Raw genomic sequence first — 22,240 nt, forward strand, 5'->3', positions numbered from 1 at the left:
ATAAATGACGACCGTCTCGAACGAAGAGGTCAAACCACTTGCAAATAATCCTTTTAATAACAACCTACTAGCTGTTCTTTGTCCCTAAAACTAAAAAGAGCTTTCAGCATATACACTGAAAGCTCTCTAAATTATGACCAACATCAATTCTAACCCTAATTGGCTAGCTAAATATATTGTCGCCCATTTGGTCGATGAACATCTGCGATTTTTTGAGCATCAATTCGTCGGCATCTTGTTTGTTTGAAACAACATCTGAACGAATAAAACGGTGAGTTTTGATTTCACCATCGAATTCTTTCTCGATTCGCCCAGCAACACGGTATTGACCAGACTCTGCAATGGCATCTTGATAGATATTGAAACCCTTATATTCGACTGGCTCAATCTCTACTTTTTGTTCGGTTTTTTCTTTGCCACCAAATAATCTAGAAAAGAATCCCACGTTTTTTACTCCTTAAATGACCGTATTCACCCTAAACTATCATGACTGTTTACGGTTCAACAACGGCTTTTCATACCATTGCAATTCTACGTCATCGTCAAAATTGTGTTGACTAAATATAACAGGCACATTGTCATCACGTTCACGTCTTCGATCGTCAATAATCATACTTTCTGCATTTTTGACCGCGATCTCACTATTGCGTTTATAGAGCACCAATTTGTCTTCTGGCAATGCTGACAGAAAATCGATATCAAAACGAATATAGATAGGTTTTAGCTGACCCAAAGCCAAGCACGCGAGATCGGCCAACTGTTCGTTGGTATAACTAGACACATATTCCTCGGTAGCCAATACATGACCTACCAGAGTTTCCATATAGTTATGTACATCAACACTAATTTGCATACCACACCTCCATTTGTAGCGGTTTTTCTAGTCGCAGTCGTTTCTAAAGTCACTTGAAACCATGCAATTCCTAATAGCTTTCTATAACTCAGTTATAGGTTTTACTGTCCATAGTTGAAACTTAGGCATTATTTAATCTTACTCTGACTTCATTACAGATCTTCGTCGCTTAATGAAAAGGTCACTCAATGATAACTGATCATCAAGCCCTTTAAGTGACAGCGCCAACGTAAGAGCAGCAGAGCAGATTTTGTTAAGTATCTATAACGACTAATTAATTTCTCATATATACTGTGTAGTTCGTTCTAAGGTTAATAGCAACTCAAAATACATATAAAAATGATTGCACCAATAGCGACCTATGACTATGTTTTTGCTCTAATTTAGGCAAAAAGCTTGGCAATCGCTTGTTTAACCGTATCCTACGCAAAGTATTAAATAATAAGATCATCAATATAGTTAGGCTCACCACATAAATGGCATCATCTTTTGTAACGTCGAGCATATTTCGATTTTGCTTCCCTTTAGTCCTGTTAACAATTTTGCTCGTTGGTATGGACAACGTCATCCTCGTGACGGACTCAAATTTAGGGTTTGCTAGCAACCTCCCTTACATTTTATTGAGCGTTGCGGTTCTGCTATGCCATACGTTCAGACAAGGTCGAATGGCGATGGTATCGGTGACCATGCTTGTCGCTTATCTGATCATCCAAGTTCGCTTACAAACGCCTCTCAATACTGGCACAACGCTATTAGAGCTCTCGTTACTTGCGGCATTAGTACCTGTCACTTGCTTACTTGTTTATGCCTTCCCTGATAACGGCGTAAACTCAAAGTCGATGCTGCTCTACGCCATCGTTCTTGTTCTGTTTATGGTGTGGGCACAATTGATCGTCTCTCACTTCCATGCCGGCGGTTTTGAATCATGGAGTGATGGTCTTCTATTTATTGTCAGAGACTTCTCCAAACTGCCTTTTGTTTTGGTGTTGTATAGCCTTTGCTTACTTGGCCTTACTGCCATTCTCGTGTTGGTGTATAACCGCTCTATCGATGTTGTGGTTTATAGCGCTATCCTGCTTTCTTCTTGCACGTTCATCTTCTTCGACGTTCAGTACATCTCGAGCACCATGTTCTCGTTGTCAGGCACGTTGATCATCGTCTATGTCATGTCCGCTAGTCATGATATGGCCTTTAATGACCAACTGACTAACATTCCCGGTCGACACGCCTTAGAAGTCGATATGAAGCACTTGGGGCGTAAGTATTCGATGGCGATGGTCGATATTGATCACTTTAAACAATTCAACGATACCTACGGACATGACATTGGCGACGATGTGTTAAAACTGGTGGCACGCATTCTGAGGGAAACCACAGGCGGCGCTAAAGCTTATCGCTATGGTGGAGAAGAGTTCACGATTATCTTCAAAGGCAAACATTCGGAACAAGTTAAAGAGCACCTTCAAGCTCTGATTTCCGAAGTTCAAAACTACGACATGACGATTCGGAATAGCCATGAGCGCCCCGACGATCATGAAGTGGGTATGAAAAAGCGTGGCAAGAACGGTAAACCATCGGAAGTGGTGAATGTGACGGTGAGTATTGGATTGTCTGATAGTACAACCACCAGACATCCTGAAGAGGTGTTGAAGCTTGCTGACCAAGCGCTGTATAAAGCGAAAGAAACCGGTCGAAACAAACTATGTATTGACCGTTAACAATGGTTGATAGCGAAAGATATTGAGTGCTAGAGATCTAAATAACTTAAGACGTTAATAGCACTCTGCTCCAATAAATATCTCTTTCAAGTACAACAAGCCTCATTGATTTGAGGCCGTATAGCTCAACTGGAAAAAGAGAGCTTAATCTTGGTTGAAGAAGATAACCAAGCTGCCACCTTTTAAGCTACTTCCGTAGTTAATCGTAAAACCTATTCCCACGTTATCGACCCACTCATTAAACAGGTTTGGGTTAAGCAACCAACCAACACTGCCCTCGTAGTAAGATGTGGTGCCCATAGATGCCACGGTGTCACCACCAATATCAATTCGTCTTATACTCGAGTACATCGAAGTGATGTTCTTATCCCAACGCACGAGATCATAGAAAACCTTGGCTTCATTGGCGATATACCACCCTTCAGGATGACCGACATTGCCATTATTCGCCTCGCCCCAGCCGATGCCATTAAAGTAATGCCAACTGGTGCTCAATTTATACTTTCCCCAGTCATTCTTATCTTCGTACATCAGCTTGATTTTAGGCTCGATGATGTAAGCCCAAGCATCAGTATTGAGATATACGCCATCCAGTTGGTCTTGAATAGGCTTTAGCAACGAAGCGCGATATTCATAATCATTGCGGTAGTAAGAGATGTGGTTACCGATTGCAGAGCTGAAGCTCCAATATTCGTCTAGCTGGGACACATTCGCGAATTCGACGTAGCCAGACACTACCGACTCTTTTTGAAAATCGTTTCTGTTTGCTGCCGCGTACTCGACATCGTTCTCGATTCGCAATGCAGACAAGCGTAGCGTCACCTCTTGATGGTTGTCTTCGATGTAACTTGGTAATTCAAATGTGTAAGGCAAACTCAGGGAGGTGATGTTTTGGCGACGACTTACCGAATCATTCGAACCGATGTCTTCATTGTCCAAACTAAACACTTTATTGGGGTCAAAGTTATTGATACCAAAAGTGAAAACATCGGTGTCGTTGAGCAATACACTGGTGGCAAAGCTCTGCTCTAGATCCTTTCGAAAAAGATCAGATAGCGTATTGGCATTAACAGTGGTCGCCAAAGCGGTAAAAAATAGAGGAACCGCAAGCGTCCAAGATGTGTTGGTCATAGAAAATGACTTCGAATGTGGCATTTCTTTTATCACTTAAAGCACTTCCTAGCTCAAACGCTATTAGAAGTATAAATTCAAATATCTAAAAGAGCTCGCCAACTAACGCGCAAGCTCCAAAATGTTACGTTGCACAAAGGTATTTCTACCACTTTGCTTCGCTTGATAAAGCGCTTGATCGACCTTTTCGTAAATAGACGCAATAGATTCGCCACCTTCTGGCACAAATGACAACACACCTTGTGACGCTGTCACTCTATCCGATACCGTTGAGTGTTCATGAGTGTAGTTCATCTCATGCAATGCCTCTTTAACTCGAGTCGCGTGTACCTTAGCGCCTTCACTGTCTGTATCGCTAAGAATCAGAACAAACTCTTCACCGCCATAACGACCTACAAATTCTCCCGCACGAACAAACAGCTGTTTCAAGGTATTAGCAAGCCCTTGTAAGCACTTATCCCCTTGAATATGACCATAATTATCGTTGTAAGGCTTAAAGAAGTCTACATCTAGAAGTATGACTGTCATGGATATATTACGTCTTCCGTGCCACGCTATGCTCTCTTCAAGCTTAGTATCCATATATCGACGGTTATACAATTTGGTCAGGCCATCTTCGTTGGCTTGTTGCTGCAGAAGGATGTTCAGTTCTTCGAGTTTGGCTGTGCTTTGTTTTAGCTCTCGTCTCATGTGCGCGATACGTTGCATCGCAATCAGCTTAGAATTCAAAACAACCTTGTTTACTGGCTTGATCAGGTAATCATCGCCACCAGCGTCAATCGCTTTTGCGATCATCTCAGGTTCTTCGTGACCACTAAGAAAGATGATGGGAACCCATTCTGGGAATCGGCTTCGAACCTCATTCGCCACTTCAAAACCATCCATATCAGGCATGCTGATATCAAGTAACACGAGTTCAGGATCAAAATCAGAATAAACACTCAGGGCTTCTTTTCCGCTACCGACAGCTTCTACAATATGACCCAGTTGCTTGAGTCGGATAGCAAGTTGCATCCTGTCTAGTTGAACGTCATCAACCAGCAATATGCGCATTGAAGATCCCTTTTCTATCATCACATCACCTTTATCTAGTGTTGAATATTCAAAGTAGCTCAAATTTGGGCTTAAATCATGCCCTAATCTCTATATTATATTGACTTTTTTACAGATCTTTTTAGCATTGTTTCTTTTTAAAGAGAAATACTATGTCAGACGCTACAAACAACGAACAACAAGAAATCGATTTAACCACCATCTCACCAGAACTTCGTCAAGTTATCGAATTTGATGGCGTACCAAAAGAGATGCACTTTATGGTTACTTCTATTCACGAAGTGTCTGAAGAAGCAGTACGCGAAGCTTGGGATAGTCTTCCAGCAAGCGCACAAAATGTTTTAGACAACTTCGAGCAGTTCCACGCTCTAATCTCAGTTAGCCAAGCTTTCGCTGGTGTTAACGTGATGGAAGAGTTCCCTACTCTTAAACTTCCAGAAGACATGTCTGACGAAGAAAAAGAAGAGTACCGTGCTCAACTGCTAGACCAAGTTCTACACAACTGTGTAAAAGACATGGTTAAACAAATCAAGAAAGCTCGTCGTGATGCAATCTTGAAGCGTGATTTCAAAGAAGTTTTTACTAAGTAAGTCGCTAGTCGCCTAAACTAGGCTAAGCGCTAACAGTACTACTTAGAATTAAGCCGCATGTTTCTTTAAACACGCGGCTTTTTTATATCCGCTATTTTCTGTTCGTCGATCGTTACGTCTGTATGTTCTTGTTGCTAATGTTCATATGATTCGACAAACCATATGCTTTAACACTCATATAGTGTGGCGCAAAACTGGCAGTTATACCGTATAAAAATGACGCATGTATCCATTCATGGAATCAAGACCGAATTTTCAGAACCTATAACAGGCAGTATCGCGGCAATATCGAAAAACTGACCTTGTCAGGTTTAATGCGTTACCGCGATATCTCTTTGAGCGACACTCACACCTTTAATTTGAGCGTAAACACGCTGCCCGATTTCTAGATTTAACTCATCCAGCGCCCACAATGTAATGGTTGCCCATAGGTAGCACCCAGACTCTAACTCTAGCTCGACCTCGACACTCTGCTTATTTGTGCCTTGTTGGTGCGTCTCTACGCTTTTAATGGTGACAGGAAGGATGTTACGTATAGAAGTCCCTTTCGGCCGTTCTAGCGTGATAGAGACATCATTTGCCCTAACTTGCAGCCTCACTGTCGTACCAAGCTCACTCGATACTTTCTGAACCCATAACGACGTCGACTTTCCTAGCATCAGGCGAGACAGCGCATAATCGTCATTGTGTTCCGCTAATGTCGCTTCAAACAACGAGCTTTGCTCTGAGAAAGATTGCCAAGGTTGCATGGCTCTCGATGCCCAAACCTCTTCCGTCACACCCGACGAAATCACTTTGCCTTGGTCAATAATCACAAGGTGATTTGCCAAGCGTAAAATTTCATTGAGGCTATGAGTGACATAGATGATCGGTATTTGGACGGTTTCGGATAAGTTTTCCAGAAATGGCATCACTTCGCGCTTACGAGGCAAGTCGAGAGACGCTAAAGGCTCATCCATCAACAAAATGCTCGGCTTTGATAACAAAGCGCGGCCAATCGCCACACGTTGCTTCTCACCGCCAGACAAACGAGCTGGGTATCGGTCAAGCAATGAACCCAAAGACAACAGCGAGACTATTTGCTCAAAGTGCGCTTGATCGACGCTTTTCATACCGTATTTAAGGTTCGCTGCCACCTTCATATGTGGAAACAATCGCGACTCTTGGAACACATAACCGACGTTGCGTTTGTGAGTCGGCAAATTAATGCCATTTTCACTATCGAACAGTGTGGTTCCAGATACGCTGATCAGACCTTTATCGGGCTGTTTAAGGCCACTGATTGCATTGATAAGTGAGGTTTTACCCGCGCCAGAACGACCAAAAATTGCCGTAATGCCGCTACTTGGTAATTCCAAGTCGATATCAAAGAACGTTTCACCAAGTTGTTGTTGATATTGGAGGATCAAAGCACTCATGCATTGCCTCCCAAGCGTTGTGCTGACTTTTTGTTGAGCCACTCAGATAGCATCAATGAACCCAGCGCTATCACAATAGAAATGACACACAAACGCGCGGCTTCCATTTCAGCGCCAGGGGTTTCAATAAAGGTATACATAGCCAAAGGAATGGTTTGAGTTTCACCGGGAATATTTGAAACGAAGCTGATGGTCGCGCCAAACTCCCCTAGGCTTCTTGCGAATGAAAGCATGGTGCCGGTAATGACCCCTGGGATCATCAAGGGTAAAGTGATCGTGAAAAACACACGAAGAGGTGAAGCGCCTAATGTAGCAGCCGCCTCTTCAAGCTTACTGTCTACGGTTTCTAGGCTCAATCTAATAGAGCGAACCATCAGCGGCAACGCCACAACCACACAAGCGAGTGCCGCGCCCTTCCAGCTAAAGCTGAATACAATACCAAACACGTCATTGAGCCACGAACCTATGATACCTTGCCTGCCCATCATCACTAGCAGTAAATAGCCAATAACTACAGGTGGAAGTACCAAAGGTAAATGGACAATACTCTCAACAATGCTCTTACCTACAAATTGTTTCTTAGCAAGTAGCCATGCTAAGCCAATACCGATAGGGATAAGCCATAAGATTGCAAACCCAGCGACTTTTAAGCTCAGCATTAAGGCTTGGTATTCGTATTCCGATAAATACATCATTTAACGCACTTCAAATCCAAAACTGTTCAAGGTGTCTTTCGCTTTTTCGCTCTTTAGGAAAGTATAGAACTCTTCTGCCACAACTTTATCACTCAACTTCGCTACAGGGTAACGTATTGGTGTGTGCAGATCTGATGGGAAGGTCGACACTAGGTTTACTTCTTTAGAAAGCAACGCATCCGTTTTGTAGACAATGCCAAGCTTAGCTTCACTGCGCTCGACTAAGGCTAAGGCCATACGAACATTGTTACTTGGTGCCAATCGAGTTTTCACATCGTCCCATACACCTAACGTTTCTAACGCTTCTTTTGCATAGATACCAGCAGGAACCGACATGGTGTTACCCACTGCAAGCCTTTCATTAGTAAGCAGTTTAGCCCATTGTTCACCTTTTGATAGGTCTAACGTTACCGATGTCTCTTTAGGAGCAATCAGCACCAGTTCGTTTTCACATAGGTTTGTGACATTGTCACTATAAACCAATTTACGATCGACTAAATGCGTCATCCATTTCTCATTTGCCGAGATAAAAATGTCTGCTGGTGCTCCTCTTTCGATTTGTCGCACCAAAGACGACGTACTCGCGTACACAGGAATCACATCGACAGAATGGTCTTTCTCAAACTCTTCAACCAACAGATTAACCGCATTGGTCATCGACGATGCAGCGTAAACTCGTAGCTTTTCCGCAGCAAAAAGATGACTAGAACTCAATGCCGAAGTTAAAGCCATGGTTAAAAGGAAGACTCGCTTTTTCATTGTTATCACTTATCTATTGTTCGTTTAAGTTCTTTAGCTAACTTCTAAATGGCGGCTTAAGCTGTTAACTCTGACCAAAGCAGATCAAGATTTAAGTACTCTTCGATGGCATCAGCGATTCGATTAATACCCAGCTCTTTAAGCTGTTCGTGGTCAATCGCGGTCACATCGTTGGCTCCTGCCCATTCGCAAATAAGCGACAACGCATCACTGTTGTCGAATACGCCATGCAAGTAAGTACCAAAAATCGAGTTATCTTGATTCACAGCGCCATCTAGGCTGCCAGATTCTAACTGAACCGGTAAGGCTGTTTCTTTGACATCAGTCCTACCTACGTGGATTTTATACCCTTTTACTTGTGCTGTTTTGCCATCCAGCGTCATGGTGCCGCGTACGTTGGTTAAGGTTTTCTGCTGTGTAAGGGTCGTTTCAGTATCCAGATACCCTAACCCTTCGCTGCTGCCGGGTTCCCCTTCAACGCCATCAGGATCGTGGATGATGTTACCTAACATTTGGTAGCCACCGCAGATACCCATCACTTTGCCGCCTAAGCGCAGGTGGCGTTGAATATCTTTATCCCAGCCTTGTTCTCTTAGGTAATCCAAATCTGCTCTTACCGACTTTGTACCCGGCAAGATAATTAAATCAGCATTGTTTACACGTTCGCCTTTACCGACATAACGTAAATCAATCGAAGGATTCAATCTTAACGCGTCAAAGTCTGTATGGTTGCTGATTCGGGTTAGCACTGGCACCGCCACCTTAAGCTTAGCTTCTCCGTAAGACTCTTGAGCAGAGGTAATGGCATCTTCCGCTTCTAAGTTAAAACCATGCAGATATGGCAACACACCAATCACAGGCTTGCCGGTTTTTTCCTCTAGCCAATCTAGGCCAGATTGAAGCAGTGCGATATCGCCTCTAAAACGATTTATCACAAAGCCTTTTACACGAGCTTGTTCAGATTCAGACAATAGAGCTAATGTCCCGTAGAGATGCGCAAAAACGCCACCACGGTCAATATCAGCAACGATGATCACAGGGATGTCCGCTTTCTCAGCAAATCCCATGTTAGCGATATCATTTTCACGAAGATTGATTTCGGCTGGGCTCCCCGCACCTTCAATCATCACGCTTTCATATTCTTCAGAAAGTCGGTCAAACGAATCGATAACTGTATCCATCGCCACTTTCTTGTAATCATGATAACCCGTCGCTTCCATGTTGCTCAGCGCTCGGCCTTGCAGAATCACTTGCGCGCCGGTATCTGAATTAGGCTTTAACAATACAGGGTTCATGTGAACGGTTGGCTCTATATTGCAAGCTTGCGCCTGAACCGCTTGAGCGCGACCAATTTCGCCACCATCTTTTGTCACAGCACTGTTCAACGCCATGTTTTGTGGCTTAAAAGGTGCCACTTTGATTCCTTTCCTTGCCAAAACACGGCATAAACCTGCCACCAAAACACTTTTTCCGGCATCTGACGTTGTCCCTTGAACCATAAGGGCACTTAATGGTGCTCGCATTTGTACTTAAATCCTTAATTTCTTAATTTCTTAATTTTCAATTTATAGCAGTGGGCAATATTTCTCTGCGACCATCTTAACGTCATTGCCGAGTAGATGCTCAATAAAATGAATGGAAAATGAATGTGTTACTCACTCTGGATTCAACCCCAGTGTTGTTTAATAGCTCCATCGAAACGAAGCTTGTGAACGATAACAGGCGCTTCAACAAAAAACGTACTAACGAAAAGAAACGTTTCAAATTCAGAAAAACGTTTCTACTAAAAACAACATTAAGGGATTCACCATGAAAAAAACTGTATTAGCTATCGCATCTACTATTATCCTTGTTCCTACTTTCGCAATGGCTAGTGACCACAACAGCAACAAGCACGAAAGCGCTATTGCTTATACTGGCCCAATTGAAACCGTTTCTGTTGCGACACTACTTGCCGACACAAGCATGTTCGCAGAGCAAGAAGCAATTGTGGATGGCAAGATCGTTCGTCAACTTAAGAATGACACGTTTGTCTTCTCTGATGGCCAGAGTGAAATTCAAATCGAACTTGATGATGATATCCGCCTAGCACAACCACTGACCGCTGATACAAAAGTTCGTATCTTCGGTGAATATGAAGGTGGTAAGACACCTGAAATCGAAGTGGACCACATCCAGGTTCTATAAGCGATTAATATAAAAATACCGACTTCAAATAATTGGCCTGCATATTGCGGGCTTTTTTGTATTATACTGCCGCAAAATACAATTTATATGGAGTCACCATGCTAGGTTGCACGAATAAGACTGTCCTTTTAGGACTCGCTGCACTGTGTTCATTCTCTGCGTCTGCAAACAACTTTAACTACAACACATTCGAGCTGCGCATGGGTACTAGCCCAAGTACTTTCGGTGGTGAAGTCACAACAATGTTCACTCAGAACTCTCATTTTGTTGCTCGTATCGATTCAGAATTTGAAAGTGATTGGGATGCAGCGGTAGGTATGGGATTCAACGGCCCAATCAGTCAATTTGCTGACGTTACTGGCCAAATGTTACTGCACAACATTGAACGGAATGACGATAACCACATCAAAACAGAAATTAACCTTGGCTTGAGAGCTTGGTTAATGGCAAACGTTGAAGTTAACGCACGCCTTGGTCAACTGATCGACAACGATGACACTCGTTCAATTTTGGGTATCGGTGCTCGTTTCCATTCAACTGATCAACTGTCTGTTGGTCTTGATATGCGCAATAACGGCACATATGGCCACCAAATCTTAATGTCGGCTCGATTCGGATTCTAATCTAGATTTCAATTACTGAGTAATAAATAGCTAAACGTATTACATAGAAAAGCCCCGAACATATTAATGTTCGGGGCTTTTTTGTTTGTTAGTTTCGCTGGCTTTTAGTCGTTCACGACCTGAGCCAGCGACTTGCTTTATAAGCTAACCATCAGCATCTTTTTCTGGTGATCTAAGTACTCTTCATAAGTACCTTGGAAGCTCACTAGCTGTTGATCTTTTACATCGATGATGTGTGTTGCTAATGAAGAAACGAACTCTCGGTCATGGCTTACGAAGATAAGCGTGCCAGTGTAAACCTTCAACGCGTCGTTCAGGGCTTGGATTGCTTCCATGTCCATGTGGTTGGTTGGTTCGTCCATTACAAGCACGTTGATGTCTTGCATCATTAGCTTGCCGAATAACAGACGGTTCTTCTCACCACCAGAACAGTTACGCGCTTTTTTGTTCGCATCGTCAGCAGTAAACAATAGGCGACCTAGAATGCCACGTACCATAAGGTCATCGTGCTTCACTGTGCGCCATTGTGAGATCCAATCGAAGATGCTCAGGTCGTTATCAAAGTCAGACGTACTATCTTGTGGGCAGTAGCCTACAGATGCGTTTTCAGACCATTTTACGATACCTTCGTTTTGCTCTAGCTCTTGAACTAGGCAACGTAGCAGCGTGGTTTTACCTACACCGTTCTCACCGATAACCGCAAGACGAGTACCCGCTTCAAGCAGCAAGTTACCACCGGCAAACAATGTTTCGCCATCGAAGCCGTGACCAAGGTCTTGAAGTTCAAGCGCTTGACGGTGTAGTTTCTTACCTTCGCCAAAATCAATAGATGGGCTCATACGGCTCGATGATTTCACTTCATCAAGCGTGATCTTATCCATTTTCTTAGCGCGAGAGCTTGCTTGTTTTGCTTTAGATGCGTTAGCACCAAAACGGTTTACGAAATCTTGAAGCTCGCTGATTTCAGCCGCTTTCTTAGCGTTGCTTGCTAGAAGCTGTTCACGAATCAAGCCAGATGCTTCTAGGAAGTACTCGTAGTTACCAGGGTAAACACGTAGCTCACCGTAGTCGATGTCTGCCATGTGTGTACACACAGAGTTCAGGAAGTGTCTATCGTGCGAAATGATGATCATTGTACATTTACGCTGGTTTAGCTCTTCAGCAAGCCAGTTGATCGTGTGAATGTCCAAGTTGTTGGTTGGTTCATCAAGAAGCAGGATATCTGGGTTTGCAAACAGAGCTTGTGCCAATAGCACACGCAGTTTCCAACCTGGAGCTACTTGCTGCATCAAGCCGAAATGGAACTCTTCTTCAATACCCGCTTGAATTAGGATGTCGCCAGCACGGCTTTCTGCTGTGTAGCCATCCATTTCCGCGAATTCGCTTTCAAGCTCAGCGACTTTCATGCCATCGTCTTCGCTCATTTCTGGCAAAGAGTAAATGCGGTCACGTTCTTGTTTTACTTCCCACAGCTTTCTGTCACCCATGATCACAACGTCGATAACGCTGTACTGTTCGAAAGCGAACTGATCTTGGCTTAGCACACCCAGCTTTTCTCCTGGAGTGATAGAAACGTTGCCCGAGCTTGGCGTTAATGCGCCACTTAGGATTTTCATGAACGTTGATTTGCCGCAACCATTAGCGCCGATCAAACCATAACGGTTGCCGTTACCAAATTTAGCAGAGATGTTTTCAAACAGCGGCTCTGCGCCAAATTGCATTGTGATGTTCGCGGTAGATATCAAAGAACTAATTCCTAAGCGTGTACTGACAGATAATTATTAGGCTATTTCAAGAACCTAAATAAGAAGTACGAAAGTATGGATTAAACAAAAATCGAAGCGCGGATTATATAGAGATCTCGATCACGTTGTCGAGGCTAAACAGTAAACGAATAGTAAACATAGACCATTTAGATGCTTTTCATACGTTATGGGGTGTAAATAAAAAAATCCCCACCAGCAGAACTGGTAGGGATTTCATTTATCAACACTAAAAGTCTTTTAAGCTCGTCACCTTTGAAACTATAGCTCTTCAAACGAAAAGCTTTGATGACGAGCAGAACTTGTTATTTAGTAATTTTCTTCTGAACGTATTTTTTGCTCACGTCGACAACCGCAACATCTCTAAAGAAGCTTCTACCCAACAGAAGTGGGAAAGAAAGATGCGTTCGGTCGGCTAGCGTAAATTCAGTTTTGTCTTTTAGATCGCCAATTTGAATCGAAACTACAACCACAGCGCGTCGTTGTGTGCCTTCTGCACTTGATTGCTTGATCTTAACCCAGCGTTCTACTGGTAAGCTGATCTCTTCAGTTGTAATTCCGTCGTGTTCAATCTTGAACTTAACCCAGTCTTTGCCGTCACGTTCAAAATCAACAATATCAACTGCACTGATTGAAGAGGTTGTTGCACCGGTATCGACACGTGCTTTAAACGCTTCTTTTAAACCAGGAACAAACACCCACTCTTCTTCACCAAGAATCAGTTTGCCGTCACTTGTTTTTCTAACCTTCTCTACTGGTTTTTCAACAGGTGCAGGTTTTACTTCCGGCTCAGTTGGTTTTACTTCTTCAGGCTTCTCAGTAGGTTCCGTTACTTTCTCGCCTTCTGTTGCGTCAGTTTTTGAAGAGTCATCCACAACAGGTTGTTCGATTTGAGGCTTTTGCTCTGGCTCAACAGGAGCTTGAGTTGTAGCCGAACAAGCAAACAGGCCACCACTTAGCATTAAAACTACAATCGCTTTCCAATTATACATTCAGTCACCTTCTATTTTGAAACGTTTGCTATCGCTTTTGCTACATAAGGAATATGAGATTCGGAAAGGCCTGCGATATTGATGCGTCCATCACCAACACCATAGACTCCATATTCTTCACGTAATTGATTCATTTGAGTTTCTTTAAAGCCTAGTACACTAAACATGCCTTTATGGCTTTCAATGAAGTCAAATTGTGACGTGTTATAAGTATTTCGCAATTCATCACATAAACTTTGGCGCAGATTTAACAAACGTTGCTGCATTTCACTCAATTCTTGCTCCCAAATCGAGGTTAGCTCTTGATTCTGAAGAATTGTTTTCACCAAAGCTGCACCATGATCTGGCGGCATTGTGTAAGTTGAACGAGCAAGCGTTAGAAGCTTACCTTTAGCATTGCCAACGTGTTCGCTGTTTTTGCCAATCACGATAGCGGCACCCGTTCTTTCACGGTATAAACCGAAGTTCTTCGAGCAAGATGTCGTAATCAACATCTCTTCGACGTTGTTAGCCATGTGTTGAAGACCTTTTGCGTCTTCTTCTAAGCCATCACCAAAGCCTTGGTAGGCAATATCAACGAACGGTAAGAAACCATTCTTCTGAGATAATTTGGTGATTTCCTGCCACGCTTCAAAGTTGATATCCGCACCCGTTGGGTTATGACAGCAACCGTGCAGTAGTACCACGTCTGATGGACCCGCTTTTGAAAGATCATCCAACATTCTTGCAGTATCAACTTGCTTCGTTTCAGGACTGAAGTAATTGTAATATCGAACTTTTAAGCCTGCCGCTTCCATCACAGGTTTGTGGTTAACGTAGCTTGGGTTTGAAATCCAAACCGTGGTGTCTGGTTGAGAAACTTTCATTAAGTCACCCAACATGCGAAGTGCACCACTTGCACCCGGTGTTTGAATCGCAGCTACGCGATCCATTGCAGAAGTCCCTTTAAGCAGCAGATCAACCATGCTCTGGTTAAACTCTTCACAGCCTGCTAGGCCAACGTAAGCTTTGGTTTTCTGAGTCTCAACAACGATATCTTGAGCCATAGAAACGGCTTTCATGATCGGAGTTTCGCCTTGATCGTTTTTGTAAACGCCAATGCCTAAGTCGACTTTATCAGTACGAGTATCGCCGCGGTAAGCAACAGAAAGAGATAGAATTGGATCTAAAGTTGGTTTTGGTAGATGTGAAAACATGAAAGTCACAACCCTTTGAAATTCAAGTAATGACCTCCAAGTTATCATTTTATTTACAATTTAAGAAACAGAAATTCATCAAAGTTTTGATTTTTAGGAGATAACTCTAGTTGAATCCAGTACATCCTAGCAATCCCTACTCCAGATAGTTCAATATTCCATCAATTTACAAATTTAACTACGTCATAAAATAAAAAAGCCTCAGCAGAGGGCTGAGGCTAACTATTTGTACTAGTGTAGTATGTCGTAAATTTACGTTAGTCCACTAAAGCTGGAACCGATGGATGATTTGGTTTGAGCTACCACGCCAATCTAACATTGGATCCGCTTTATCTTGTTCGAAACGACCGTCAATCAGGGTATCAACGTATTCCAATACTTGCTTCTGTTTATCATCCAGCTCATCGAGCTCATAGCCAGTCCACATCCAGATGTCTTTACCTTCACATTCTGCTTTTACACGCTGAACAAGCTTAAGCACTTCAGACACGTTTGCAGGATGCAGAGGATCGCCACCAGAAAGCGATAAGCCACGACGCTTGATTCGCGGATCATTGAGATCAGCGATAATTTGGTCTTGCAGTTCTTGAGTAAACAAATGCCCAGAGTCCAATCGTTGCGTTGATTGGTTATAACACCCGCGACACTGGTGTACACAACCCGACACAAACAAAGTGCAGCGTGTTCCAGGGCCATTTACAACGTCGATTGGGTGATATTGGTGATAATTCATAAGGCAGTATTGAAAACTCGTGATGGCTTAATGGTTTAACTCGAAAAGTAGCGAGAGTTGAAACAAATGAATTGGTATCGACATAGCGCCGATACCAAACATATTTCTTGAAACGTAGCTCTTCTAAGTAAGCTAGCTAATAATCTTAGAGCTTACTAAAGATGCTTCACGCGGCGTTTAACTTCTTCTTGCTTACCGAAGTTAAATGGTCGTGCATCTGGGCTACCAAGGTAACCACAAACACGGCGCGTCACCGATACTTTGGTTGAGTCATGGTTGCCACATTTAGGACACGTAAAGCCCTTACTTGTACAGTCGAACTCACCGTTGTAACCACATTCGTAACACTCATCAATCGGTGTGTTAGTGCCGTAGTAAGGAACACGTGTGTAGCTGTAATCCCATACGTTTTCTAGTGCTTCGATGTTCTTCTGCATGTTCGGGAATTCGCCGTAACAGATAAAACCACCGCTAGAAATTTCAGGATAAGGCATCTCGAAATCGATCTTGTCGTATGGGTTCACTGTCTTCTGCACATCTAAGTGGAAGCTGTTGGTGTAGTAACCACGGTCTGTCACACCATCAATCACACCAAATTCTTTGGTGTCGATGCTGCAGAAACGGCTACATAGGTTTTCACTTGGTGTGCCGTATAGGCTGAATGCGTAACCTGTCTCTTTCGTCCAAGATTCCACTTCACGCTTCATGTACTCCACCAGCTCAAGCGCTTTAGCACGCATTTCGCCATCGTCATACAGGTGAACGTCAGTACCGTAAAGTGCTGTCATCGCTTCGTGGATACCAATGTAACCAAGAGAAACAGACGCGCGGCCGTTCTTGAAGATATCGGCAATAGAGTCGTCTGCTTTCAAGCGAACGCCACATGCACCTTCCATGTATAGGATTGGAGCAACACGTGCTTTCACGTTTTCTAGACGAGAAATACGAGTTTCTAATGCACGACGAGCCAGCTTGAGTTTATCATCAAGCAGTTCGTAGAACTTAGCCATATCTTGTTTTGCGTTAATCGCAATACGTGGCAAGTTCAAGCTAACAACACCTAAGTTGTTACGGCCTTCGTGAATCAACTCACCATTTTCTTCATAAGTATTCAAGAAGCTACGACAACCCATAGGAGTTTTAAATGACCCTGTCACTTCTACTACTTTGTCGTAGTTAAGAATGTCTGGGTACATACGCTTAGACGCACACTCTAGCGCTAATTGCTTGATGTCGTAGTTTGGATCTTGCTTCTGGTGGTTCAAACCATCTTTGATCGCAAATACCAGTTTAGGGAACACGGCTGTTTTACGGTTCTTACCCAAACCTGCAATGCGGTTTTTCAAGATTGATTGCTGAATCAATTTCGAGCCCCAGCTTTCACCTAAACCAAAACCAAACGTCACGAATGGTGTTTGACCATTAGCGGTGTGCAGCGTGTTTACTTCGTACTCCAGAGATTGGAACGCGTCGTAACACTCTTTCTCTGTGCGAGAGATAGCAAAAGCTTCTGGGCTATGAATGTCCCACTCTTTCGCTAGCGATAAGTGCTTCTCGTAGCTCGCCATAACGTAAGGTTCAAGAACCTCATCGATGCGGTTAATCGTTGTGCCGCCGTAGATGTGACTCGCCACTTGCGCGATGATCTGCGCGGTTACCGCTGTCGCCGTAGAAATAGACTTAGGTGTGTCGATTTCCGCGTTACCCATCTTGAAGCCATGCGTTAACATGCCTTTCAGATCGATAAGCATGCAGTTAAACATTGGGAAGAACGGTGCGTAGTCTAGATCGTGGTAGTGAATATCACCACATTCGTGAGCATGTACGATATCACGTGGCAAAATGTGAGTTTTCGCATAGTGTTTAGCCACGATACCCGCCAGCAGGTCACGCTGAGTTGGGATTACTTTGCCATCTTTGTTCGCGTTTTCATTGATTAGATCAACGTTGCTTTCTTCGATCAAACCTTCGATCTCACGAGTTAAAGCGCTTTGCTTCTCACGGGCGATGTCGCGGTCATGACGATATTCAATGTAGGCACGAGCCAGAGACTTGTATGGTCCCTGCATTAGCTCGTTCTCGACCATGGTTTGAATTTCAGAGATATGAACTTCATCGTAGTCTTCGAGCTTCAACTCAACTGCTAATGCCACATTCAGTGCATAAATAGCAATTTCCTTATCGGCTTTGTCTGATGCTGCTTCCACTGCAGCTTGGATGCGATCTCTACTGAATGGAGCTCTTGAGCCATCACGCTTGATTACGATTGATTTCACCACTTCTCCTTACTCTTGAGGTATTCACAGACTTATCCACAAACACACTATATAGAGCGATTTATCGTTTAACTAACACTAGATATTGTGGCGTATTTAACGAGAACCACCAACTTTGAGTATTGATTTGGATCAATAAAAAGAGAACGCTGACTAAGATCAATTCAATATTATTACGCTAGTTCTCAAGTCGAAAAGAAACAATGTAACAATAAAAAAACTCCTAAAAAGAGTTGAATTTTTGGTAAGTGTTGTAGGATAACGGCTCATCAATATTGGCAGACAAAATTAGGGATATTTGGCATGAAACGACTTCAAAACTGGATAATGTTAGGCTGCTTACTCAGTAGCCAGACATTTGCTGAACCTTTGACCATATCCAGTTGGAATATCGAATGGTTATCAACCAACGAGGCTGTGAATAAGTTTTCTGACAAACGTGATCAAGCTGATTTCGACAAACTCGCAACTTATTTTCAATCCTTAGACGCAGACGTGGTTGCGTTTCAAGAAGTCGATAACGTAAATGCCATTCAGCGTGTGGCTGGTGATCAATACAAGATATTGATGTCTGACCGGGCGCTATCTAAGAACAGCAACCGCCAATTTAAAGAAGTGAACCAATACACGGGATTTGCAGTTCGTAAAGGAGTAGCCCTCACCGACTACGCTGACTTTCCGCTTGAAACCACATCCAACAGTAAACTTAGGTTTGCCAGCTATATCGTTGTAGAAACAAACTTTAAACCCATTCACATGTTGTCTGTGCATTTAAAGGCAGGTTGTAGCGGAGCGTATAAGTCCAACCGCGATTGCTCTCGTTTAAAAGAGCAAGCTCAGCAACTGAACAAGTGGATAAAGCAAAGAGAGCGCAATAACGAAGACTACGCCATTCTTGGCGACTTTAACCATAACCTCGCTTACTCACGAGATTGGATGTGGAAAGAGTTATCACAATATACTGATGCGCAGTTAGCGACACGAAAGACCCGTGCAGATTGTAAGGTACGCTCTAACCGCAACAATTATCGCACACATCAGTTCCGCTCTGTTATTGATCATATTGTGGTGAGTGAGTCGCTAAATGCTTCTCCTGCAAAGCAGAAGGTATTTGAAACACAAGATGTTCTGGACTACAAACTCAGTGACCACTGCCCAGTTTCAACGACTATTAAATAGTAGATTTTAGATAACAGCAGATTGTAGATAACTGAAAATAATAGAAACAGTAAATATAGAAAGAGGCTGACTGACTTTCGTGCTGAAAGCGAGTCAACCTCTATGCTTGGTCAGCTCAGAACGGATAACGTCAAAGCCAATGTAATCAGCTATAAGCTTGCTACTAACACGTTTTGTTCATACGATCCGCCAGCCACATTCCCACCAGCATGCTTATCATAAACACCCACACCGTCGGGTTGCCGCCACTTAGGCTGGTTACCGCAGGGCCTGGGCAAAAGCCTGCAATCCCCCAGCCTAAGCCAAACGCTGTAGATCCAAGAATCAGCTTTCTGTCTATCAACGGATTGTTACGGCTATCTAACGGCTCGCCATTGATGGCTTTAGCGCGCTTTTTAATGACCAGATGATAAAACGGTGCAAAGACCAATAGCGCGCCACCCATGACGAATGCCAAACTAATGTCCCAGTTACCGGTAATGTCTAAGAAGCCGAGTACCTTCTCAGGATCAACCATCCCTGAGATGATCATGCCAGAGCCAAAAAGAATACCTGCGACCAAACCGATAACGATAGTAAATGAAGCGTTTTTCATTATGCCCCCAAGCCAGTCAGATTCTTGATAAACACGGTTACGATTGCCACACCCATAAATACACAGGTCGCAACAATAGAACGTTTAGATAAACGCGCCATTCCGACAATGCCATGCCCGCTAGTACAACCGTTCGCTGTTTTAGTACCAAAGCCCACCAGAAGGCCAGCAATAATCACTAAAGCGAGATTCATCTCTTCTAACTGCGGAAGTTGGTAGCCCGTCGGAATTAATAGCCAACCACTTGCGACCATTCCCACAACAAAGGCGATACGCCAGTGTTTTTCGGTGTTTGCTGTATCCGCATCTTTACGTTCTTTGTTGCTGGTGCCAGTTGGCAATAATCGGCTGACAATGCCACTAATGCCAGCAACTCGACCAATCCCCAACATTAAAACAATGGCCGACACGCCTAACAACATGCCGCCGAAAAAAGCATCCCAAGGAATCAAACTAAGCACAAACCTCTCCTATCCACAAACATCATAAACTCATAACAACCTATAAATTAGAGTTTACTAATAAATATAGATTAGTCAATGCTAATGTACTGCGAGTATGTGTCGTTTTGTAAGTCTGGAATTAACAAGCGCCCTGCATGAAAAAAGCCCCTAGGCGTTAACCTAAGGGCTTATGATTTAATTCGGTTGTATTGGTTGTATTATGTAAGCTACTTAGTCTTGTTCTTTTCAGCTATCCACTGGGACATATACTTCGTGCTCGCCATGCTGTGGTGTTTGAGCATCGAACCAAAGAAGTTATCCAGTCGATGAGATTCAAGATCCGACTCTAACGCAGTCAGTCGCTCGATCAATTTGTCGCCCAGTTGATTCTGTTCATAGTGCGCTTCAAGAATTGAATGACATTGGCTTTGAGCTTTAAGCCATTTCTTTTCATCTTTATAAAGAGCGACAGCTTGTTCAACAAACTCATCAATATCATCTGACACTGCGCCCGGCCATTGCAGTTCACCTTGCGGTAGCATGCCTTCACTGCCGATCTCGCTGGTTACATTCGGAGTCTGTAGCTTCATCGCATCAAGTAACTTGCCTTTAATGCCTGCGCCAAATCGTAAAGGTGCAACACACACACGAGCCTGCTCCATCACTTCTTGAGCGTCTTTCGCCCAACCTTTGATATGGAAGCCAGTTTTAGGGTTATGCAAAGCGGTTGCTTTTGGCGGCGGATACGATCCATAAATATGAAGTTCAGTGTCAGGTAACTGTTTACGAATCTTCGGCCAAATCTTCTGTAGCTGAAGTACGGCATCCCAGTTCGGTGCGTGTCTAAAGTTGCCTATCGTCATGAAATGCTTACGTTCTTCAAAGCTTTTCGTGCTTTCAGGAAGCGTATTAAGATCAACCATGAACGGCAGATGATGAAGCAGTTTGGGATCGATATTGAACTCAGATTGAAGCAGTTCCATCTCGTAACTTGAAATGATCAACGAAAGATCACAGCGCAAAATCGCGGCAATTTCACGTTTAGCCAAGTCACTGTACAAATGTGCTTTGGTCAGATCTGTTTCTTTCTTAACCGCTTCGTGTCGAGCATTACGCAGAAACTGTAAGTCTTCCGTATCCAGTAACTTAAAGGCATTCGGGCATACTTTCTCGACACGCCAACCAAACTGTTCTTCCATCATAAAACGGTCAAACATCACAACATCGGGCTGCAGCTCTTCAATGTAATCGTCAAAGCTATCGCAATTTAACTGTATAGATTGGCTTGTGATGCCCTCTTCAGAGAGATCAATCATGTGCTCGGTTTCTTGAGCGGGTGTTGCAAATTCAACTGACCAACCTTGTCTCTTAAATAGACGTAAAAGAGACATCATATGGCTGCCAGCCGCCGATGAATTCGGTTCTGGCCAAACGTAGCCAATTGCTAAAACTTTCTTCAAAATACTTCCTAAGAAATAACAAAAGGGCCACAGAAGCCCCTAATAAAACGTTAATCGAGTTATGCCGCTGATAATAATGGTTCTAAGAACTCAGCGATCAGATTCGTTCACCTACATTGCGAGCTATCATAAGCACTTCATCGGCTGAGTAAAAGTTTGAAATCGTGGTTTCGACTTGAGCGCCCAATGTCGACTGATAGAGCTTTTGTGCAAAGTTATCTGCTCTGGTGGTCACTAATACATGTTTTAGTGTCGAGCCCTGCTCTGATAGCTTCTGCTTCACTTGAGGCAAAGAGTCTAGAATCAACTTTTTGCCCAATCCTTGCTCCTGAGCACTCGGTAACACAGCAAGTTGTTCTAGCTCCAAAACAGCTTCAGGCCTAAACCCACTCTTTTGAACCCAAATAATGTAGCCGACAATCTCGCCATCGCTTTCAGCAACAAAGTTAAGAAAGCGTGGCGCAGCATTTAAGTTACATTGTAACCAATTTTTTGAGTTTTGCTGTCGAACAAAAGTAGCTTGGTGAACTAAAGCCGCTCCATCGAGGTCGGCTTCTGTCATAAAACGAACTTGGG

22 protein-coding genes are annotated in these 22,240 nt (G+C 43.4%); 5 read left to right on the plus strand and 17 right to left on the minus strand.

Going from position 1 to position 22,240, the window contains the following annotated elements; all coding sequences use genetic code 11:
• Positions 1-163: 163 nt before the first annotated feature.
• Both ACED46_RS03715 and ACED46_RS03720 read right to left on the minus strand, forming a co-directional pair.
• The gene (locus tag ACED46_RS03715) at positions 164-445 is read right to left on the minus strand and encodes an HlyU family transcriptional regulator (RefSeq protein ID WP_004731023.1); all 282 of its coding nucleotides are present in this window, start codon (positions 443-445) and stop codon (positions 164-166) included.
• A 39-nt stretch (positions 446-484) separates the two neighbouring features.
• On the minus strand, positions 485-853 hold the full coding sequence (locus ACED46_RS03720; protein WP_017060104.1) for a late competence development ComFB family protein: 369 nt from the start codon (positions 851-853) through the stop codon (positions 485-487).
• 476 nt (positions 854-1,329) lie between these two features.
• Here ACED46_RS03720 and ACED46_RS03725 point away from each other — a divergent pair, with 476 nt between their 5' ends.
• Positions 1,330-2,571: a GGDEF domain-containing protein gene (locus ACED46_RS03725; protein WP_371720918.1), complete on the plus strand. Its 1,242-nt coding sequence runs from the start codon at positions 1,330-1,332 to the stop codon at positions 2,569-2,571.
• 144 nt (positions 2,572-2,715) lie between these two features.
• On the opposite strand, the gene ACED46_RS03730 is transcribed toward ACED46_RS03725, so the two are convergent.
• Both ACED46_RS03730 and ACED46_RS03735 read right to left on the minus strand, forming a co-directional pair.
• Complete coding sequence (locus ACED46_RS03730; protein ID WP_029235232.1) at positions 2,716-3,726, minus strand: Solitary outer membrane autotransporter beta-barrel domain; 1,011 nt, start codon at positions 3,724-3,726, stop codon at positions 2,716-2,718.
• A 78-nt stretch (positions 3,727-3,804) separates the two neighbouring features.
• Positions 3,805-4,776 (minus strand): diguanylate cyclase, encoded by a 972-nt coding sequence (locus ACED46_RS03735; RefSeq protein ID WP_371720919.1) that lies wholly within the window; start codon positions 4,774-4,776, stop codon positions 3,805-3,807.
• Between the two features lie 131 nt (positions 4,777-4,907).
• On the opposite strand from ACED46_RS03735, the gene ACED46_RS03740 reads away from it, so the two are divergent.
• The gene (locus ACED46_RS03740; RefSeq protein WP_017060108.1) at positions 4,908-5,345 is read left to right on the plus strand and encodes a DUF3069 domain-containing protein; all 438 of its coding nucleotides are present in this window, start codon (positions 4,908-4,910) and stop codon (positions 5,343-5,345) included.
• 311 nt (positions 5,346-5,656) lie between these two features.
• On the opposite strand, the gene modC is transcribed toward ACED46_RS03740, so the two are convergent.
• Genes modC through ACED46_RS03760 form a run of 4 tightly spaced genes read right to left on the minus strand, consistent with a single transcriptional unit; the run spans position 5,657 to position 9,740 of the window.
• Positions 5,657-6,763 (minus strand): molybdenum ABC transporter ATP-binding protein ModC, encoded by a 1,107-nt coding sequence (gene modC, locus ACED46_RS03745; RefSeq protein ID WP_017060109.1) that lies wholly within the window; start codon positions 6,761-6,763, stop codon positions 5,657-5,659.
• Positions 6,760-7,458 carry a molybdate ABC transporter permease subunit gene (gene modB, locus ACED46_RS03750; protein ID WP_017060110.1) on the minus strand — a complete coding sequence of 233 codons (699 nt, stop codon included), beginning with the start codon at positions 7,456-7,458 and terminating at the stop codon, positions 6,760-6,762. The genes modC and modB overlap by 4 nt, the downstream gene beginning before the upstream one ends.
• Entirely contained in the window at positions 7,459-8,217 is a 759-nt protein-coding gene (gene modA / locus ACED46_RS03755; protein WP_017060111.1) for a molybdate ABC transporter substrate-binding protein, read from the minus strand.
• 56 nt (positions 8,218-8,273) lie between these two features.
• Complete coding sequence (locus ACED46_RS03760; RefSeq protein ID WP_371720920.1) at positions 8,274-9,740, minus strand: cobyric acid synthase; 1,467 nt, start codon at positions 9,738-9,740, stop codon at positions 8,274-8,276.
• A 286-nt stretch (positions 9,741-10,026) separates the two neighbouring features.
• Here ACED46_RS03760 and ACED46_RS03765 point away from each other — a divergent pair, with 286 nt between their 5' ends.
• Complete coding sequence (locus ACED46_RS03765; RefSeq protein ID WP_371720921.1) at positions 10,027-10,404, plus strand: YgiW/YdeI family stress tolerance OB fold protein; 378 nt, start codon at positions 10,027-10,029, stop codon at positions 10,402-10,404.
• A 98-nt stretch (positions 10,405-10,502) separates the two neighbouring features.
• Positions 10,503-11,027 carry a hypothetical protein gene (locus ACED46_RS03770; RefSeq protein ID WP_017060115.1) on the plus strand — a complete coding sequence of 175 codons (525 nt, stop codon included), beginning with the start codon at positions 10,503-10,505 and terminating at the stop codon, positions 11,025-11,027.
• A gap of 137 nt (positions 11,028-11,164) precedes the next feature.
• Here ACED46_RS03770 and ACED46_RS03775 read toward each other — a convergent pair whose 3' ends face one another.
• From ACED46_RS03775 to nrdD, 5 genes are all read right to left on the minus strand, one after another.
• Positions 11,165-12,772: an ABC-F family ATPase gene (locus tag ACED46_RS03775; RefSeq protein ID WP_080582218.1), complete on the minus strand. Its 1,608-nt coding sequence runs from the start codon at positions 12,770-12,772 to the stop codon at positions 11,165-11,167.
• A gap of 323 nt (positions 12,773-13,095) precedes the next feature.
• Positions 13,096-13,782, minus strand: coding sequence for a RimK/LysX family protein (locus tag ACED46_RS03780; protein ID WP_371720922.1), 687 nt, complete (start codon positions 13,780-13,782; stop codon positions 13,096-13,098).
• Between the two features lie 11 nt (positions 13,783-13,793).
• Positions 13,794-14,978 (minus strand): amino acid aminotransferase, encoded by a 1,185-nt coding sequence (locus ACED46_RS03785; protein WP_371720923.1) that lies wholly within the window; start codon positions 14,976-14,978, stop codon positions 13,794-13,796.
• A 265-nt stretch (positions 14,979-15,243) separates the two neighbouring features.
• Entirely contained in the window at positions 15,244-15,711 is a 468-nt protein-coding gene (gene nrdG / locus ACED46_RS03790) for an anaerobic ribonucleoside-triphosphate reductase-activating protein (RefSeq protein ID WP_102445858.1), read from the minus strand.
• A gap of 155 nt (positions 15,712-15,866) precedes the next feature.
• Positions 15,867-17,987: an anaerobic ribonucleoside-triphosphate reductase gene (nrdD, locus tag ACED46_RS03795; protein ID WP_102394372.1), complete on the minus strand. Its 2,121-nt coding sequence runs from the start codon at positions 17,985-17,987 to the stop codon at positions 15,867-15,869.
• Positions 17,988-18,290: 303 nt separating this feature from the next.
• Between nrdD and ACED46_RS03800 the strand changes: the two genes are divergently transcribed.
• Positions 18,291-19,166 (plus strand): endonuclease/exonuclease/phosphatase family protein, encoded by an 876-nt coding sequence (locus ACED46_RS03800; RefSeq protein ID WP_017064569.1) that lies wholly within the window; start codon positions 18,291-18,293, stop codon positions 19,164-19,166.
• A gap of 163 nt (positions 19,167-19,329) precedes the next feature.
• Here the strand turns inward: ACED46_RS03800 and ACED46_RS03805 are convergent, their stop codons facing one another.
• The 4 genes from ACED46_RS03805 to ACED46_RS03820 all read right to left on the minus strand — a co-directional run bounded on the left by ACED46_RS03805 (position 19,330) and on the right by ACED46_RS03820 (position 22,226).
• Positions 19,330-19,761 carry a YeeE/YedE family protein gene (locus ACED46_RS03805; RefSeq protein ID WP_016787649.1) on the minus strand — a complete coding sequence of 144 codons (432 nt, stop codon included), beginning with the start codon at positions 19,759-19,761 and terminating at the stop codon, positions 19,330-19,332.
• Entirely contained in the window at positions 19,761-20,222 is a 462-nt protein-coding gene (locus tag ACED46_RS03810) for a YeeE/YedE family protein (RefSeq protein ID WP_010429747.1), read from the minus strand. Before ACED46_RS03810 ends, ACED46_RS03805 begins: the two co-directional genes overlap by 1 nt.
• 209 nt (positions 20,223-20,431) lie before the next feature.
• Positions 20,432-21,664 (minus strand): glycosyltransferase, encoded by a 1,233-nt coding sequence (locus ACED46_RS03815; RefSeq protein WP_371720924.1) that lies wholly within the window; start codon positions 21,662-21,664, stop codon positions 20,432-20,434.
• A gap of 97 nt (positions 21,665-21,761) precedes the next feature.
• Entirely contained in the window at positions 21,762-22,226 is a 465-nt protein-coding gene (locus ACED46_RS03820; RefSeq protein ID WP_371720940.1) for a GNAT family N-acetyltransferase, read from the minus strand.
• Between the last annotated feature and the right edge of the window lie 14 nt (positions 22,227-22,240).

The organism is Vibrio sp. 1S139 (assembly GCF_041439475.1).
GTDB classification, from domain to species: Bacteria; Pseudomonadota; Gammaproteobacteria; order Enterobacterales; family Vibrionaceae; genus Vibrio; species Vibrio crassostreae_C.